At 44.5% G+C, this 17,564-nt stretch carries 16 protein-coding genes; 9 read left to right on the top strand and 7 right to left on the bottom strand.

What is annotated here, in order from left to right:
- Positions 1-55 precede the first annotated feature (55 nt).
- From aceF to ampD, 5 genes are all read right to left on the bottom strand, one after another.
- Positions 56-2,098, bottom strand: a complete 2,043-nt coding sequence (aceF, locus tag ACXACS_RS07145; RefSeq protein WP_474805382.1) for a pyruvate dehydrogenase complex dihydrolipoyllysine-residue acetyltransferase — start codon at positions 2,096-2,098, stop codon at positions 56-58.
- Between the two features lie 21 nt (positions 2,099-2,119).
- Entirely contained in the window at positions 2,120-4,795 is a 2,676-nt protein-coding gene (gene aceE / locus ACXACS_RS07140; RefSeq protein WP_474805381.1) for a pyruvate dehydrogenase (acetyl-transferring), homodimeric type, read from the bottom strand.
- Positions 4,796-5,001: 206 nt separating this feature from the next.
- On the bottom strand, positions 5,002-5,748 hold the full coding sequence (gene pdhR / locus ACXACS_RS07135; RefSeq protein WP_014950397.1) for a pyruvate dehydrogenase complex transcriptional repressor PdhR: 747 nt from the start codon (positions 5,746-5,748) through the stop codon (positions 5,002-5,004).
- Positions 5,749-6,113: 365 nt separating this feature from the next.
- Positions 6,114-7,019: a beta-lactamase regulator AmpE gene (ampE, locus tag ACXACS_RS07130; RefSeq protein ID WP_474805380.1), complete on the bottom strand. Its 906-nt coding sequence runs from the start codon at positions 7,017-7,019 to the stop codon at positions 6,114-6,116.
- Positions 7,020-7,054: 35 nt separating this feature from the next.
- Positions 7,055-7,603, bottom strand: coding sequence for a 1,6-anhydro-N-acetylmuramyl-L-alanine amidase AmpD (ampD, locus tag ACXACS_RS07125; protein WP_474805379.1), 549 nt, complete (start codon positions 7,601-7,603; stop codon positions 7,055-7,057).
- A 212-nt stretch (positions 7,604-7,815) separates the two neighbouring features.
- On the opposite strand from ampD, the gene ACXACS_RS07120 reads away from it, so the two are divergent.
- The 9 genes from ACXACS_RS07120 (at position 7,816) to ACXACS_RS07080 (ending at position 15,659) form a co-directional block, all read left to right on the top strand.
- Positions 7,816-8,334 carry a retropepsin-like aspartic protease family protein gene (locus ACXACS_RS07120; RefSeq protein WP_474805378.1) on the top strand — a complete coding sequence of 173 codons (519 nt, stop codon included), beginning with the start codon at positions 7,816-7,818 and terminating at the stop codon, positions 8,332-8,334.
- A 32-nt stretch (positions 8,335-8,366) separates the two neighbouring features.
- Positions 8,367-9,221 carry a carboxylating nicotinate-nucleotide diphosphorylase gene (gene nadC, locus ACXACS_RS07115; protein WP_474805377.1) on the top strand — a complete coding sequence of 285 codons (855 nt, stop codon included), beginning with the start codon at positions 8,367-8,369 and terminating at the stop codon, positions 9,219-9,221.
- A 399-nt stretch (positions 9,222-9,620) separates the two neighbouring features.
- On the top strand, positions 9,621-10,046 hold the full coding sequence (locus ACXACS_RS07110) for a pilin (RefSeq protein ID WP_474805376.1): 426 nt from the start codon (positions 9,621-9,623) through the stop codon (positions 10,044-10,046).
- A 69-nt stretch (positions 10,047-10,115) separates the two neighbouring features.
- On the top strand, positions 10,116-11,324 hold the full coding sequence (locus tag ACXACS_RS07105) for a type II secretion system F family protein (RefSeq protein ID WP_474805375.1): 1,209 nt from the start codon (positions 10,116-10,118) through the stop codon (positions 11,322-11,324).
- A 155-nt stretch (positions 11,325-11,479) separates the two neighbouring features.
- Entirely contained in the window at positions 11,480-12,409 is a 930-nt protein-coding gene (locus tag ACXACS_RS07100) for a prepilin peptidase (RefSeq protein WP_474805374.1), read from the top strand.
- A gap of 53 nt (positions 12,410-12,462) precedes the next feature.
- Positions 12,463-13,074, top strand: coding sequence for a dephospho-CoA kinase (gene coaE, locus ACXACS_RS07095; RefSeq protein ID WP_474809224.1), 612 nt, complete (start codon positions 12,463-12,465; stop codon positions 13,072-13,074).
- A 353-nt stretch (positions 13,075-13,427) separates the two neighbouring features.
- Positions 13,428-14,180 carry a cell division protein ZapD gene (gene zapD, locus ACXACS_RS07090; RefSeq protein ID WP_474805373.1) on the top strand — a complete coding sequence of 251 codons (753 nt, stop codon included), beginning with the start codon at positions 13,428-13,430 and terminating at the stop codon, positions 14,178-14,180.
- Between the two features lie 94 nt (positions 14,181-14,274).
- Entirely contained in the window at positions 14,275-14,502 is a 228-nt protein-coding gene (gene yacG / locus ACXACS_RS07085; RefSeq protein WP_474805372.1) for a DNA gyrase inhibitor YacG, read from the top strand.
- 284 nt (positions 14,503-14,786) lie between these two features.
- Positions 14,787-15,659 (top strand): aspartoacylase, encoded by an 873-nt coding sequence (locus ACXACS_RS07080; protein ID WP_474805371.1) that lies wholly within the window; start codon positions 14,787-14,789, stop codon positions 15,657-15,659.
- A gap of 231 nt (positions 15,660-15,890) precedes the next feature.
- On the opposite strand, the gene ACXACS_RS07075 is transcribed toward ACXACS_RS07080, so the two are convergent.
- On the bottom strand, positions 15,891-17,180 hold the full coding sequence (locus ACXACS_RS07075; RefSeq protein ID WP_474805370.1) for a methyl-accepting chemotaxis protein: 1,290 nt from the start codon (positions 17,178-17,180) through the stop codon (positions 15,891-15,893).
- Positions 17,181-17,189: 9 nt separating this feature from the next.
- On the bottom strand, positions 17,190-17,558 hold the full coding sequence (locus ACXACS_RS07070; RefSeq protein WP_474805369.1) for a response regulator: 369 nt from the start codon (positions 17,556-17,558) through the stop codon (positions 17,190-17,192).
- Positions 17,559-17,564: the final 6 nt, after the last annotated feature.

Raw genomic sequence — 17,564 nt, 5'->3', positions numbered from 1 at the left:
GCTGATAAAATCATCGAAAATGTTACTGATATTGTAAATTTTTTCGGCCTTTTATTTAAAGTATGATTCTGCGTAAGTCAGTTAGGTTGGCAGCAACCTCAGTAGAGAATCTTGCACCTACCGCACCATCGATCACTCGGTGGTCATAAGACAGGCTTAGCGGCACCATTAGGCGCGGCTCAAACTCTTTACCATTCCACTTAGGCTTCATCTCAGACTTAGATACACCTAATATGGCGACTTCTGGTGCATTTACAATAGGCGTAAACGCCGTGCCACCAATACCACCTAGGCTAGAGATGGTAAACGTTCCACCCTGCATGTCGGCCGCTTTAAGCTTGCCTTCACGGGCTTTCTTAGATGTCTCGATAAGCTCACGAGAAAGCTCTTCAATACCTTTCTTATTCACATCGCGAATAACAGGTACAACAAGGCCTCCCGGTGTTTCAACCGCAATACCAATGTTGATGAACTTCTTGATGATTAAGCTTTCGCCGTCGTCAGACAGTGATGAGTTAAATACTTCATATTTCTCAAGGGCTTTCGCTACCGCTTTCATAACGAATACTAATGGCGTGATCTTAAGACCAGACTTAATTTTCGCGTGGTAAGCGTTTTGCTCTTTACGGAAGTCTTCAACTTCAGTGATATCTGCTTCGTCGAACTGCGTAACGTGCGGGATAGTCGCCCAGTTACGGTGTAAGAACGGTCCAGAGATCTTTTGAATTCGAGAAAGCTTTTGCTCTTCAATCTCACCAAACTTGCTGTGATCAACCGGCTTAACTGGCACGATTTGAAGTACGTTATCGCCTGCTGGCGCACTGCCTGAAGCTGCTGCTGTGCGAGGTTTCGCAAGCTCAGCTTTCACATAGGCTTGAACGTCTTCTTTCAAGATACGGTTTTTAGGGCCAGAGCCGTTAACTTGAGTCAGGTCTACACCAAATTCACGCGCGATACGACGAACCGAAGGAGAAGCATGTGCTTTACCTGTATTCTTAGCTTCTGGCGCTGGCGGCACAGGAGAACGGCCTTGCGAGGCTTCTTGCTGTGACGCTTGCTTGGGTTCTTCTTTTTTAGCTGCTTCCTGTTTAGGTGCTTCTTGCTTAGGCGCTTCAGCTGCACTTGAAGACGAACCACCGCTGGTTTCAAGCTTAACAACTAAGGTGCCTTGCTTAACTTTGTCACCCGCTTTGATAAAGACTTCTTTAATCGTACCTGCATGTGTTGAAGGCACATCCATGGTCGCTTTATCAGTTTCTAGCGTGATAAGACCGTCTTCTTTTTCAACGGTGTCGCCAACCGATACAAGTACGTCGATGACGTCAACTTCACCGTCTTCACCAATGTCTGGTACAGCAACTTCGATAGTCTCGCTACCTGCAGACGCCGCTGGCGCTGATTCTTGCTTTGAACTTTCCTGCGCAGCCGATGCAGATGCTTCAGAAGAAGCATCGCTAGACGCCGATTCACTTGAAGACGAGCCTGAGCCCGCTACTTCAAGCTTAATAACAACTGTGCCTTCTTTCACTTTATCGCCAGTACTGATGAATACTTCTTTCACCGTACCTGCGTGTGTTGAAGGAACGTCCATGGTTGCTTTATCGGTTTCAAGGGTAATTAGCCCATCTTCTGTTTCAATGGTGTCGCCCACTGAAACCAATACGTCAATTACGTCTACTTCGTCGTCAGAACCGATATCCGGTACTGCAACTTCAATCACTTCGCTGCCGCCAGACGCAGCAGGTGCTGCCTCTGACTTGCTTTCGTCTTTTGGTGCTTCTTCTTGCTTAGGTGCATCTTCTTTAGAAGATTCATCTGAAGCGTTTTCTTCAGACGCGCCTTCATCGACACTGTCACCATTGGCAACTTTCATTTCACCAATCACATCGCCTTCTTTGATTTTATCGCCTACTGATACAGACAGGCTTACAATCTCACCTTCAAACGGTGCTGGGATGTCCATTGACGCCTTGTCACTTTCAACAGTAACAACGCCTTCATCAGCCTCAATGTTGTCGCCTACGGCAACACATAGCTCGATAACTTCAACTTCGTCACCGCCTACGTCGGGTACGATAATCTTTTGAATATCTGACATATGTAAAATACCTTATCTGGCTTACGCGTAAAGTGGGTTAAGTTTTTCAGCGTTAATTTCAAAACGCTTAATGGCTTCTGCTACCACTTTCTTCTCAACGTCACCACGCTGAGCCAATTCGTAAAGTGATGCCACCACAATGTATGACGCATTAACTTCAAAGTGAGTACGCAAGTTTTCACGGCTATCGCTTCGACCGAAACCGTCTGTACCTAGGCAGCGGTATTCAGTTTCGATGAACGCGCGTACTTGGTCTGAGTAGTTCTTCACATAGTCAGTGGCAGAAATCGCAGGACCTGCGTCTTTCGTAATGACCTGACCAATGTAAGGTACTTTTTGCTCAGCTTCTGGGTTTAGCATGTTCCAGCGTGCTACGTCTTGACCTTCACGGGCTAGCTCGTTGAATGAGGTCACAGAGTAAACGTCAGAAGATACGTTGTAGTCTTCACACAGAATCTGTGCCGCTTTACGCACTTCGTTCAAGATAGTACCAGAGCCCATTAGCTGTACGTTAAGCTTAGACTTGTCGTTTTCAACACGCTCTAGCTTGTAAATACCTTTAATGATTTGCTCGGCAACATCATCACCTTCAGGCATTTCTGGGTGCTGATAGTTTTCGTTCATCAATGTTAGGTAATAGAAAATATTCTCGTTATTACCGTACATGCGACGTAGACCGTCTTGAACGATAACTGCTACTTCGTAGCCATACGTTGGGTCGTAAGTAATACAGTTAGGAATTAGGTTCGCTTGCACATGTGAGTGGCCGTCTTGGTGCTGTAGACCTTCACCGTTAAGCGTGGTTCTACCTGCAGTTGCGCCTAAAAGGAAACCACGTGCTTGGCTATCGCCTGCTGCCCATGCCAAGTCACCAACACGTTGGAAACCAAACATCGAGTAGTAGATGTAGAACGGAATAGTGGTAGCGTTACACGTTGAGTAAGACGTACCCGACGCTACCCACGACGCCATTGCACCTAGTTCGTTAATACCTTCTTGTAATACCTGACCTTTCTTATCTTCGCGATAGTAAGCGACTTGGTCGGCATCTTGTGGTACGTATTTCTGGCCTTCATTGGCGTAAATACCTACCTGACGGAATAAGCCTTCCATACCGAATGTACGGGCTTCATCAGGAATAATTGGCACAATACGCTTACCAATTTTCTTATCTTTCAACAATGCGTTAAGTACACGTACAAACGTCATGGTTGATGATACTTGACGATCGCCTGACCCTTTTAAGATAGCGTCGAATGCACTTAGCTCAGGAATTTCAAGCTGCTCTTCAGCCTGTTCACGGCGAGAAGGCAGATAACCACCTAGTGCTTCACGACGCTCGCGAAGGTACTTCATTTCTTCGCTGTCTTCGTCGAACTTGAAGTATGGCAGGTCAGCAATTTTCTCGTCTGCTACTGGAATATTGAAACGGTCGCGGAACGCTTTGATTGAATCAACGTCCATTTTCTTAACGTTGTGCGCTACGTTTTGTGCTTCGCCTGATGCACCTAGACCGAAACCTTTAACCGTTTTAGCAAGGATTACCGTTGGACGACCTTTCGTATCAATGGCTTTTTGGTAAGCCGCGAATACTTTAACCGGATCGTGACCACCACGGTTCAAGCGCCAGATGTCGTCGTCAGACATGTTAGCTACAAGTGCCGCTGTTTCAGGATACTTGTTGAAGAAGTTTTCACGGGTGTACTTGCCGCCTTTGGCTTTACAGTTTTGGTATTCACCGTCTACCGTTTCGCCCATAAGCTGGATAAGCTTGCCAGATTTATCACGAGCCAGTAGCTCATCCCAGTAGCTACCCCAAATAACTTTCACAACTTCCCAGCCAGCGCCGCGGAATGTGCCTTCAAGTTCTTGGATAATTTTGCCGTTACCACGTACCGGGCCGTCTAGACGCTGAAGGTTACAGTTGATAACAAACGTTAGGTTGTCTAGGCCTTCACGAGAAGCAAGACCAATTGCACCCAAGCTCTCTGGCTCATCACACTCACCGTCACCCATGTAGCAGTAAACGCGCTGACCTGAACAGTCTTTGATACCACGGTTAGTTAGGTACTTAAGGAAGCGCGCTGTGTAGATAGCTTGAAGTGGACCAAGACCCATAGATACGGTTGGGAACTGCCAGTAGTCTTTCATCAAGTGAGGGTGCGGGTAAGACGATAGACCATCGCCAGCACACTCTTGACGGAAGTTATTTAACTGCTCTTCAGTTAAGTTGCCTTCCATGTAAGAGCGCGCATAAATACCTGGAGAAATATGGCCCTGTGCGAAAATAAAGTCGCCGCCTTGGTTCTCGTTAGGCGCTTTGAAGAAGTGGTTAAAGCCAACATCGTAAAGCATAGCCGATGATGCGAAGCTACCAATGTGACCACCAAGCTCTAGGTCTTTCTTAGATGCACGCAATACAATCATCAATGCGTTCCAACGAATTGCCGCACGGATGCGCGCTTCGATGGTCAAGTCACCAGGCATTTTTGGCTCTTGTGCTGCAGGGATAGTATTGATGTAGGCAGTAGTTGCGTCATACGGTAGATGCGCTCCGCTGCGACGAGCTTTATCAATAAGTTTTTCGAGTAAATAGTGGGCGCGTTCTACGCCTTCCTCTTCTAAAACCGACTCAAGCGCATCAATCCACTCTTTAGTTTCTTGAGGATCTACATCTTGGTGCATCATATCAGACATGGTGCCATCCTATTTTTTGCTTATATAGAAAATCCTCCCTTAGCATTGCCTCTACTCTTAAAGGCGCTAAAAGAAGGAAAACTAAATTACGTTGTACTCACAGTGACCCAATCTGGCTCACCTGCTTTTGCAGTGGCACAGGAAAAACCTGACCGGCCTCTGCGAATGAATAGCTATCTAGCTTTTTTAAAAGCGAAGCTAAATAACTAAATCTCTAATCGTCGCAATGCGCGCTGTACACGGGTATCGCGTTGATTAATGGTTAAAAGCGTTTTTTCAATAAACGCCAAATGCGTATTACATGCCTGACGCGCAGCTTCAGGGTCGCGAGAAGCAATGGCTTCTACAATTTCACGACGCTGCTTAGCAATGTCTTCCACCGCTTCAGGGTGCGCTGCCAGCATGTCAAAGTTTCGTTCAATATTGTCCACCAGCATGCTTTGCATGGTGCTCATTACGTGCAACAACACCATATTGTGTGATGCTCTTGCCATAATGATATAAAACTGTCCTAGCGCCTCAGCTTGGGCACGCTTGCTTTCGTGCGCTTTAGGCGTAGGTACGTCGTTCAGTGCTTGCTTCAATGCGTTGTAATCTTCAGGTTGACCACGAAGTGCCGCATAGTACGCCGCCATCCCTTCAAGCGCATGACGAAATTCAAGCAAATCAAATTGAGTTTCAGGACGCTGGCTGACTAAGTCCATTAGGGGGTCTGTCATGGCAGAATTAAGGTTGCGATTAACAAACGTACCGCCGCCTTGCTTACGTTCTACCAACCCACGTGCCTGTAAATTACCAATGGCTTCCCTAAGCGAAGGTCGCGATACATCAAATTCAAGCGCAAGCTCTCTCTCTGGCGGTAATTTCTGACCAGCCAATAACGTACCGTCGAGTATCATTGACTCGAGTTGCTCGGTAATCACATCAGAGAGTTTTTTTCGCTGCTGCCGCATGCGCGCTACGTATCCTTTTATTTAAACCGTGCTCTATAACAATAGCGACGTTATAAGAGCGGTGAATGTAAAAAATAATCGTGGAATATTTAATCACAAACACAATTGGTAATACCATTTTACCTATCTAGTTTAAGGCAGATCGATTTCGAGGTAAATACTCACAAGCATAGCAAAGCATTTACCTTTTGCTGGGTGTTAAGCTTTATTGTTGAATTTGTTAAGAAAAATCAGTAACCGCAAACTGGTCTGATGAGGAAGGGAGAATGCAGTAATAGGGGCAAAGCGCCTGATCTACATACAATTAATAAATAGACCAAACGCCCTTCTAAGCCAAGTAGGCTAGTAAATGTTAAAAATAATGACTATGCAAGACTGCCTACAAGCGTGAGCGCTGATGTTATTACAAGCAGAAAAATAACATTACGTTTTGCTAACTTTACAAGCACCTTCGGTTCTATTGCTGCATTTTCAGCCTGCAACTGCTGTTCATCAGGCGTTAGAATCTCAGCTTTCGAAGAAATTTGTGTAAGCACATCGTATGCAGGTACATCGAACTGAAGTGCATACTTAATCCACTCAGGCAACGCTCGTGAGAAATGTCCCATCATCAGCATGCCAAATGCGGTAACGCGAACAGGAATATAATCAAGCGCAAACATCAATCTTCCCGCAGCGGCTTTTAAAGGGTGATTTGCATCACACAATGCCTCGGTTGTGCTTCGACTCAAGCTATAAACCAGCGCGCCAGGTGCACCAAAAGCAATAAACCACAGCATCACAGCGGCATAGTGTTGATAGTTAAGCCAGGTAAGGTGTTGGCCAAAAGTTTTGCCTTCTATACCCGCACTTCCGTCACTGTCTGATTGACTTGCACAATGCCCTAATTGGTCGGTGTACATACTGCACGCCTGAAGGTCACCTCGGTCGGCAGCATTCAGGAAATTTTTATAAACGCTTCTTAATACCGGACAGCCAATACATATGAACAGCACTAAACTCTGCTCTATAAAAGTAAGGAATGCGCCGAGCATCCAGTATTCAATAGCACCTAGCATGAGTGCAGGAAGTAGAAGGTAGAAATAAAGCGCAGTAGACGATGCCTTCTTTCCCTTACCTTCTCTTTCCTCATCCGTTTCCTGGAATTTGATTAAACCTTTATCTTGAAGAAAAGCACGATATTGAGCGGCATACCTTTCAATATGCCAGTTAGGTGTTTTCGTTATCAGTCGCTCAAGACTGAGGACTAATAAGAGGCTCATTAACATCATAAGTATTGCGTTCCCTTTTTTCCTGGCGACCTGGATTAATCGGCCTTCTTCAACCCAGTAACGCGCATTCTGTATCTTGCCCAATCGAAAGCAACACCGGGGTCAGTTTTACGCCCCGGCGCAATATCATTATGACCTACAATACGCCCTAAAGTGATCCGAGGATAGTGTCGTGTAATAAAATCAGTGACCTCGCCAAGTGCTTTATACTGCGCATCGGTAAAAGGCAATGTATCAGTGCCCTCCAGCTCAATGCCAATAGCATAATCGTTGCAGCGACTGCGGCCTTGAAATGTGGACACACCTGCATGCCACGCCCTTTGTTCAAAGGGTACGAACTGTTCAATTTCTCCCGTTCGATAAATCACGCAATGGGCTGAGACTCGTAACCCTGCAATTTCTTTATAAAACGGGTGTTCATTTGGGTTAAGTGTGCCGGTAAACAATTGTCGTATACCCGGCGTACCAAACTGTGAAGGCGGCAGTGAAATATTGTGTACCACTAAAAGACTAACATCGGTATCGTCAGGGCGAGCATCATAATGCGGACTTTGGGTGTACTTCGCTTTGTTATAAAGCACCATAGTATTTGCTTCGGTAATTGATTTTCTGTTTTATAGCCTACATTGTATAGGGATATATGTGTATAGGGCTAGAAGCGCTGCATGCCGTTGCTAGGGCAATTTTTTAAGCCACTGTTTTAATAGAGAGCCCTCTTGAAAACTTGAATAGAAAGCTTGCATAGAAAGCAACATATCACTGCTATTAGTTAGGCAGTTATCAATAAGGTAAAAACATGAATGAACAACAAGACCCGACGACATCAGCGGGCAAATGGATGGTCGCCCTTGCATGGATTTGCGGTTTCGGTTTACTTGTTTTTGTCTTCTCTGACTTACTTGAAAAACAAATTAACCCGAACAGCGAGCCCACGTCCGAACGTATTGGTTCACAAACTGAGGTACGCCTTAAGCAAAACCGCCAAGGGCATTATGTAACAACAGGCTATATCAACGGTGAGGAAGTGGTATTTCTTGTTGATACGGGTGCCACTGATGTAGCGGTCCCCGCACACTTAGCGAACAGGCTTCAACTAAAAGCAGGACGAGAGGGTTTAGCCAGTACTGCCAATGGCGTAGTGAGGGTTGCCGAATCGACAATTGACACCTTACGCATTGGCGAAATAGTAGTGCGTAATGTAGATGCAAACTTAAACCCCGGCATGCAAGATGACCATATACTGCTTGGAATGAGTGTTCTTCGCCAATTAGAGTTTACTCAGCGCGGAGAATGGTTAATATTGCGTACCCTTTGAATATATAAATAGCATAGATAAAAGCGATGAAAATGACATCACCAGATATGCAGGCGATCCGAGAGCAAGTATCAAACGCACTTGTAGAAGATCTTGGCGGCGAATTAAATGCTGCAAACGACATTACCGCAAACCTGATAGATGAAAGCGTTACCGCAAAAGCGACTATTATTACTCGCGAACCTTGCGTGGTTTGCGGAATAGCTTGGGCTAATCAAGCATTTGCGCTTATTGACGAGTCAGTGTCGCTAACCTGGCATGTGAAAGATGGCGACAAGGTTGATGCAGAAACGGTATTAGTTAGTTTAGAAGGCTCTGCTCGCGCTATATTAACCGCCGAACGTACAGCGCTTAACTTTCTGCAGACACTTTCGTCAACCGCTACAGTGACGGCTTTTTATGCCAAATTTCTAGCTGGCTCTAACACTAAAATTTTAGACACCCGCAAAACTTTACCCGGCCTGCGCTATGCTCAGAAATACGCAGTACGTTGTGGCGGCGGTCAAAACCACCGCGTAGGTTTATTCGATGCGTTTCTAATTAAAGAAAACCACATTTTTTCTTGTGGAAATATTGAAAAAGCCGTGAGTCGAGCAAAATCCATGATGCCGGGCAAGCCAGTGGAAGTAGAAGTTGAGAGTCTAGCTGAATTCGAACAGGCCCTTTCAGCGGGTGCCGACATTGTCATGCTGGATAATTTTACTAACGAACAGATCCAACAGGCAGTAGCGCTTAATAAAGGCCAATGTAAACTGGAAGTATCAGGGAACATTACTGATGAACGACTGGCATCACTTGCACAACTAGGTGTAGATTACATTTCATCTGGCGCCTTAACCAAACATGTTCAGGCGATTGATTTGTCACTTCGAATTACTTTGTCGTAGTAGAGCAGTTTAGAAGGCGCTTTAGTCAGCTAATTCGGTGTCAACACCTTAGTTAGCCGCTAAGCAAAAAGCGTGAGTTGTAGTATGATCAAAGATACTAGAACTCACGATCATTCCCAGTTATTTCTCGTCATGTTTTTCTGTGTATAGATAGATATACGTAGATAAGTCATTAACTTTTATACGAAAGTACAAGTGATCGCGCCTGCCATAGCGCAGTTATTCATGTCATACTGCAAAAGCTAGACATACGTATATTTGCCTATACTTGTCAGTAACAAATAAAATTCTATACTGAGTAACAAGTACCAGGGGCGTTGAAAAGGACGACTCGGGTATAAACGTCAATTTGAATTAGATTTTAAACTTTACGTGTTATACACGTCCCGGAGAAAAACCATGATGAACATGAATAACAAAAACCAAAAAGGTTTTACCCTTATCGAACTAATGATTGTTGTAGCAATCATCGGTATTCTTGCAGCAATCGCATTGCCTGCTTATCAGAACTACACGCAGAAAGCGAAGTTTACTGAAGTGACTAATGCTACTGCTGCTGCGAAGACTGCAGTTGAGATTTGTGCGCAGACCCTTGGTACTTTGGAAGGATGCTCTGGCGGTGCTAACGGTATTCCAGCAGACATCGCAGCTGACGGTGACGGAGTTACTGATAATACCGTTCTTATAACTACTGAAGATGGTGACATTACTGCTACTTCATCAGTTAACTCTGGTCTTGACGGAGCTACTTATACCTTAGATGCAACAATGGAAGGCAACCGTGTAGTTTGGAATGCATCGTGCGACCCAGCAACCATCTGCTAGAAGATTTCTATTCCGAAAGGCCCGGTTTTACTGGGCTTTTTTTGTTTTAATCAACAGAAGGTTCTGGGTATGGCAAAGGCAGCGACAGTATTCACTTGGCAAGGGAAAGATCGCCATGGCCAAGCTCGAAAAGGCGAAATTTCTGCAACCTCACTCTCAGAAGCCAAAAACCTTCTCCGTCGACAAGGCATTTCTGCAAATAAAGTTAAAAAGCTCGCTAAACCTTTGTTCGGCGGTGCACAAAAGATAAAACCTGCCGATATTTCTGTCATTTCTCGTCAAATCGCGACTATGCTAGCAGCTGGCGTTACCCTTATCCAATCTTTAGAAATGATTGCGCAGGGCCATGCAAATCCTTCAATGCGAAAACTGCTTGGTGAAATTACTGAAGAAGTTAAATCCGGTAATCCGCTTTCTTCGGCGCTGAGAAAACACCCCCTTTATTTTGACGATTTGTATTGCGACTTAGTTTACACAGGTGAGCAATCTGGTGCCCTTGAAACTATTTACGACCGTATAGCCACCTATAAAGAAAAAGCTGAAGCACTAAAATCAAAGATCAAAAAAGCGATGTTCTACCCTATCGCAGTTTTGGTTGTTGCTTTTATTGTTACGACTATTCTTCTTATTTTCGTAGTTCCCCAGTTTGAAGAAATCTTTAGCAGTTTTGGCGCTGAGCTTCCTGCCTTTACTGTATTTGTGCTGGGAATTTCCCGGTTTGTGCAAGACTACGGTATCTTTATCGCCATAGGTGTGGCAGCAGCAGGCTTTATGTTTGTGCGTGCACACAGACGTAGCCAGAAGCTGCGCGATAGCGTAGACCGTAATATTTTAAAAATTCCTGTTATTGGTGAAATACTTAAAAAAGCCAGTATTGCGCGCTTTACCCGTACCCTAGCAACTACCTTTGCAGCAGGTGTTCCGCTTATCGGCGCTCTAGAATCTGCTGCGGGTGCATCTGGCAATGCGGTTTATCGTGATGCCATTTTGTATATACGTAAAGAAGTGGCTGGCGGTATGCCAATGCATGTGGCCATGCGTGCTACCCAAGTGTTCCCTGACATGGTGACGCAAATGATTGCCATTGGTGAGGAATCGGGCGCGGTCGACGAAATGCTGAGTAAAATTGCAACCATTTACGAAGCAGAGGTCGACGACATGGTAGACGGTTTAACCAGTTTACTTGAACCTATGATCATGGCTGTCCTCGGTGTGGTTATCGGCGGTTTGATTGTGGCCATGTACATGCCTATATTCGAAATGGGTAACGTGGTATAAATTGCACATGTTGCTAGCTTTGTGATTAATTGTTTTACGATTGCTAGCTCTATAAATGTCAACAATTTGGGCGGCGCTTTTTAGTGGCGTCCATAAACAAGGTTTAAAACCCGACTTTTTCCAATTACTATTAAAAGAAAAAAGAACTGCACTTCATGGATGCCATAATAACGCTTAGTCAGCTCTACCCTGCTTTATTTTATTCTCTTGTTTTTTTCGTAAGCTTAATGGTGGGCAGTTTCCTAAACGTGGTGATTTATCGCCTGCCTATTATGATGGAGCGCAGCTGGCAGCAAGAGTATGAAAGCTATTTTACTGATGCCGCAAATGACAGCGTAAGTGGCAGCGAAAATGACGGCGGCACCACATCTGCCGATGACAAGTCCCCGCTATCCACAGATACATTCAACCTTGTAAAACCAGACAGTACCTGCCCAAGCTGCGGTCACAAAATTCGCGCTTGGGAAAATATCCCGGTTATCAGCTACCTGTTTCTAAAGGGCAAGTGTGCTAAGTGCAAAGTAGGTATTTCAATACGCTATCCGCTTGTTGAGCTTTTCACAGCTATAGCCTGTACCTTCGCTGCGTATCAGTTCGGCGTGACTTTACAGGCGGTATGGGCGGTCATCTTCACTTATGTGCTTGTTGCACTGCTGTTTATTGACTTAGATAAAATGTTGCTACCCGACCAGTTAACACTGCCTCTGCTTTGGTTAGGCTTACTGTTAAGTACACAAAACATATTTGTTGGTACTACTGACGCCATTATCGGAGCCGCTGCTGGCTATTTAAGCTTATGGTCAGTCTATTGGCTATTTAAATTAGCTACGGACAAGGAAGGCATGGGCTATGGCGATTTTAAACTGCTCGCGGCACTTGGGGCATTTACTGGCTGGCAAGGGCTACCTGTTATTATCTTGCTGTCTTCATTTGTGGGTGCCATTGCAGGCATACTCATTATGGTCATTCAGAATAAGGGCAAGTCGTTAGCAATTCCTTTTGGCCCCTATTTGGCCGTGGCAGGCTGGCTGACGTTGCTTTTTAAAGAAGAAATCATTACTGCCTATCTTAATGCAGTGCTATAAAACCAAGTGTTACTTAACCTCAAGTAACGATTTAACTTCAAGGCTTAGTGATGATGGATAAACAAAACATGTTCGTAGTGGGCCTGACTGGCGGTATAGGCAGCGGTAAATCGGCTGCTACTGCTATTTTTGAAAAACTCGGCATTGATATTGTTGATGCTGACGAAGTCGCACGTGACGTAGTTGAAGTAGGTTCAGAAGGCTTACGGCACATTGCCGAGCATTTTGGCGAAACTATTCTGCTAGAAGATGGAAGCCTTAATCGCGCCGCCCTACGCGAAAAGGTCTTTGCCGATGCAGAAGAAAAGCATTGGTTAAATGGTTTGCTGCACCCACTTATTCGCTCTCGAATGCAACAGCTAATCAGCGAATCGACATCACCCTATTGTATTTTATCTGTGCCTTTACTTGTTGAAAACAAACTAACTGAAATGTGCAACCATGTAGTGGTGGTAGATTGTCCAGAAACAATGCAGCTTGAACGGGCATTAAAACGGGACGGCAGCACAGAGCAAACTATTAGAAGCATTATGGCTTCGCAGGCTTCACGTCAAGAACGTGTTAGCGCAGCGGACGATGTGCTGGATAACAGCACGACGCTAGAAGCGCTTGCCAGCCAAATAGCGACTATACACCAGAAGCTACTCAGCCTTGCTTCAGTATAAGCATAAGCGGTTTGCACAATAGCAAACTGCTTCTACCTTTACCTTTCATATCCTCCGTTCCTGCCTGGCTTTTCTGCTTCCCTTTTTCCCTTTTCTACCTAACTCTTCTGATTCGCTCTTCTTTTTCCTTGTGGGGCCTTACCATCCGTTTCTTACCATATTTAGCTTATAACGGGTCTTCCCAATCAACAGCTTTGCTTTTTGAAACTTTTTTGAACAATCAGCGTCAAAGTAAGCATTTGTCGAACAAGTAGACTTGGCTTAAAAGCCTTGATGCTTTAGGCTTGCTGTTATTCGCCGCACTACAAGGTCGTAGTGCAGTTTCTCTAAGTCTATGTGTTTTAAGGGGTTCCATGGGTAGCGCTGTATTCGAGTTTCCACTAAAGGAAAAAGTACGTAACTATTTACGTGTTGAGCAGCTGCTTGGTCAACTTAAAATAACCGCCAAATCAGAACACACGCACCTTCAGCTTGTGTTTTTTGAACAACTTTTCGAACTGCTCGACCTAATAGAAAGGCTCGATCTTCGTTCAGATTTAACTAAAGATCTTGAAGCTCACGAGAAGAATTTAGTCTATTGGTCAAAACACCCCAAAATAGACAGTACGGCGTTAGAGCAAGCGTTAAAAACAGTACTTACATTAAAGCAAAAGCTTAAAACAGATCGCCGTTTTGGTAGCGCGCTTAAAGATGACAAATTGCTTAGCGCCATAAGACAGCGCTTTGCCATACCCGGCGGCGCATGTAGTTTCGACCTTCCTAATTTGCACTTTTGGTTACAGCAGCCGCTAGAACAGCGTCAAATTGAGATTGCACAATGGTTAGAGACTTTAGGGCTTCTTGACGATGCAATTGCGGTTAGCCTATCGTTTATCCGCGAACGAGGGCAGTTTGTAAATGCGGTTGCAGAGAATGGCTTTTATCAAGGTGCAGCGGAAGATAAAAACGAACTTATTCGCGTAAAGTGCAGCGTAGATGAAGGCTATTACCCAACCTTAAGCGGCAATAAATACCGTTACGCCCTGCGTTTTATGATGTTTTCACCGCAAGAAGGCCAGGCTGGCGCAGTAGAAAACAGTATTCAGTTTCGTTTAGCGGCCTGCTAAACTCCGCCTTTATCCAATATTTATCGTCTTGGGTACTTTCTTTGTTTATAGTTCATAGATTGTGCCGCCAAGACGTATTTCACTGGAGTCTATTATGGAAGTGAAATGCCCTATTTGCGCCAAACAGGTTGTTTGGGCCCCAACAAGCGAATACCGCCCTTTTTGTAGCAAAAAATGTCAACTTATCGATTTGGGTGAATGGGCTGCAGAAGACAGAAAAATTGCCGGCAAGCCTGCAGAGGATGCCAGGCCAAAACATATAGATGTAGAAGAAATCGAGGCTATGTTGGCACAGCAGTCTGACGACTTTTTTAAACACTAAGACGCTAGTCAGTTATCTAAAAATCTACGCGAGGTAAGTGGGTAAACTCGCTCTCTCTGCTATTTTTCCTGTTTTCGAGCCACCTTCGCTGGTGTAGTATCAAGGCAATCAGAGTTAGTGTATTTAAGTTCAGATTTCGCGTTTCACTGCTATCGAAACCTGGTGTTACAAACACCCCGCTAGTTTCGTATAAAAATCTGGCAACAGCGCTTTTGGTTTTCACCGGTTTTTGACTGTTAAACACCGCTCTACCGCTTATTCACATTAGTAAAAAAGGAATATGAATGTTTAATTCTATCGCGCTTATTGGTGGCACTCATGGCAATGAAACCAGTGGTATTCAGCTTATTCGAAACTGGCAACAGTTCGGGCTACCTTCGCGATTTAATGAGTTGAATGTTTCATTGAATATAGCCAATGAAGCTGCCCTTGCTGCTAACGTGCGGTTTGTAGAAGAAGATTTAAATCGTCAGTTTACCTTTGAGCGCTTATCTGATGAAAACACCGCTAAAGAAGCTGCACTTGCGAAATCGCTGAATGAAAAATTCGGGCCGAAAGGTAACTCAAATACCGATTTTGTTATTGATATTCACAATACCACCAGCGAGATGGGCGCCACGCTAATTATTCTAGAAGCGGATGAATTTCACGTTCAGTTAGCACGATTTGTTAAACAACAAATGCCCGAAGCGAATATTTTGGTGGAAGACGAAAAGCCTTATCTTGAACACGGTTATTTGTGTACTACCGGTAAGAAAGGGGTAATGATTGAAGTGGGCGGTCAGCCTCAAGGCGTATTAAGAGAAGATGTTTACCTTTTAACACAAACTATGGCCGAGGCTATTTTAGATTTTTGTGTAGCCTATAATAACCAAAAGATAGAAACAGACGCACTGCCTGAGTGTGAAGCCTTTCGCCTTGGTGAAAACGTCGGCTTTCCATTAGATGGAAATGGCGCGCGTACCGCGATGATCCACCACTCATTGCAAGACAATGATTTTAAGCGTCTATTACCAGGTTCTCCCATGTTTAGAACTTTTGACGGAAAAGATATTCTCTGGGACGGTGAGAAAGAAACCTACCCTCATTTCATTAATGAAGCGGCGTACTTTAAACTGGACGTTGCGTTTGCTACGGCCCAGCGCATTACTCTGTAAGGATAAGGCGTTAGTTTCGTTAGCCCCTCGGAAACTTGCCACAGTGTTTGAATGCGTCTTCACGGGAAACCGAGCTTAGACTCATTAGATACTTGGTTTTGAAATTGCCAGTCAGTGGAACTGACTGGCAATTTTACAGTAGTGATATCACTTACCTACGTACCCGTATTAACTTTCATGGCTTCTAATCATTGTTACTTTCAGCTCTGTCCTAATTTATTGAAATTCTTATTAAAACAGTTCTATTTTAGGCTCTCGGGCCTCTTCAAACTCATTTTTCTCTTCAGATGAAGACTCATTAATATCGAAATGTATTTTACGCTGATCTTCCATCACATATTTTTCAAACATTTCTTTGGTGCTTAAATTAAACGACTCATCAAAATGCTCGCGGTTGTTAATGTATGACGAAAACTGCCCAAATAAACTTACAATAGCGTCTTGCTCTAGTTTCACATGCTCGGTGCGCTGGCGAATAATGTCTTGGAACTGAATTTTCGCGATGGCACCGCTTACTTTTACCGCAACGTCGGTGGCGCTTTGCGAGAAGCACGCCAGCATTTTAGGGTTTAGTTCTTCAAGCACACGATAGTGTTGCGTTATATTTTCAAGCGAATCAGAAAACCCAGTTAATAATTCACACGTATCGTTCGCACGTGTTGAATTAAGCATTTTTTCACCTTGAACATGTGCAGCGTCCAGCGCTGATTTTATGCCCGACTCTATTTTTTCAGCCGCTTCTGAAGACTGTGACGATAATATACGTACCTGTTCAGCTACCACAGCAAACCCCCGTCCGTATTCACCAGCTCGCGCCGCTTCAATTGCAGCATTAAGGGCTAATAAATTGGTTTGCGAAGCAATATTTTTAACTAATTCGGTGAGTTCCTTTAGGTTTTCAACCTCACGCATTACCCCTTGAATGGCTTCAGTATCTGCAATCTGTTGCGCGCGCTGTGTATTAATCATTTCTTTTATATTAGACAGGCGCTGCGCCGCCAACTCAAACTCGGCTGCGCTTTTCTCCTTGCAATTGAGAGCATTCTTCTGACCCAATTCAACGTTGTCTATACTATCTTGAATACTGCTTTCAATCTCATACAGCGCTTTCATTAGCTCCATTGAGGCGTCTTCAGTTATTGCACTTATGCCATCCATTTGCCCTTTTAATATGGCTACGTAATCATTAACCTGAGCATGGGTTTCGCTTAACTGCGATGAAGTTTCTTGCAAATAGCTTTCTTGACGACTTAACTTGGCAGCAAACATGCGATTCTGTCGGTTTGCATACCAAGGCACAAAGGTCAACATTGCTAAAATAGTTGCACAGACTCCCCCCTGCAGGCCCATTATCTCTATTGGTATACTCAGCGCCCCCACTACGCCTACTACTGTTACGGTTAAAAGCCCGCCCCAAAGTAAAAGCGAATCCTGCATGTTACCTGTCTTTTCCTTAAGCACTTTTATTTTCTCCGCGAGCACTGTTTCGTAATACTGCTTTGCTTTTTCAAGTACTTTCATGTTTTTACCTTATGCAGCTGGTACCAACTGCTTTACTACACCTAACAATTGCTCTGGCTCGACGGGTTTGACAAGCCAGCCTGTAGCACCAGCAGCTTTCGCTTCTTCTCGACGACTTTGCTGCGACTCCGTGGTTAACATCAACATGGGGGTAAACCTAAATTTAGCTTGCTGCTTTAGTGTTTTTATTAGTTCTATACCGTTCATACCCGGCATGTTTAAATCCGTTATTATTAATTTGGGCGATATGGACTCAAGTGCCGCCATCGCTGCCTCTGCACTTTCTGATTTTGTTACTGTATAGCCTGCCCGTTTAAGCAGCATTTCCATACTCATTAGCATTGTTGCTGAATCATCTACTAAGTGTATTGCGCTCATTGCATT

The sequence above is a fragment of the Alteromonas sp. AWM4_230 genome, assembly GCF_056158305.1.
Note: the sequence above shows the minus strand (reverse complement) of the source record. Positions and strands in the feature narration are given on the sequence as shown.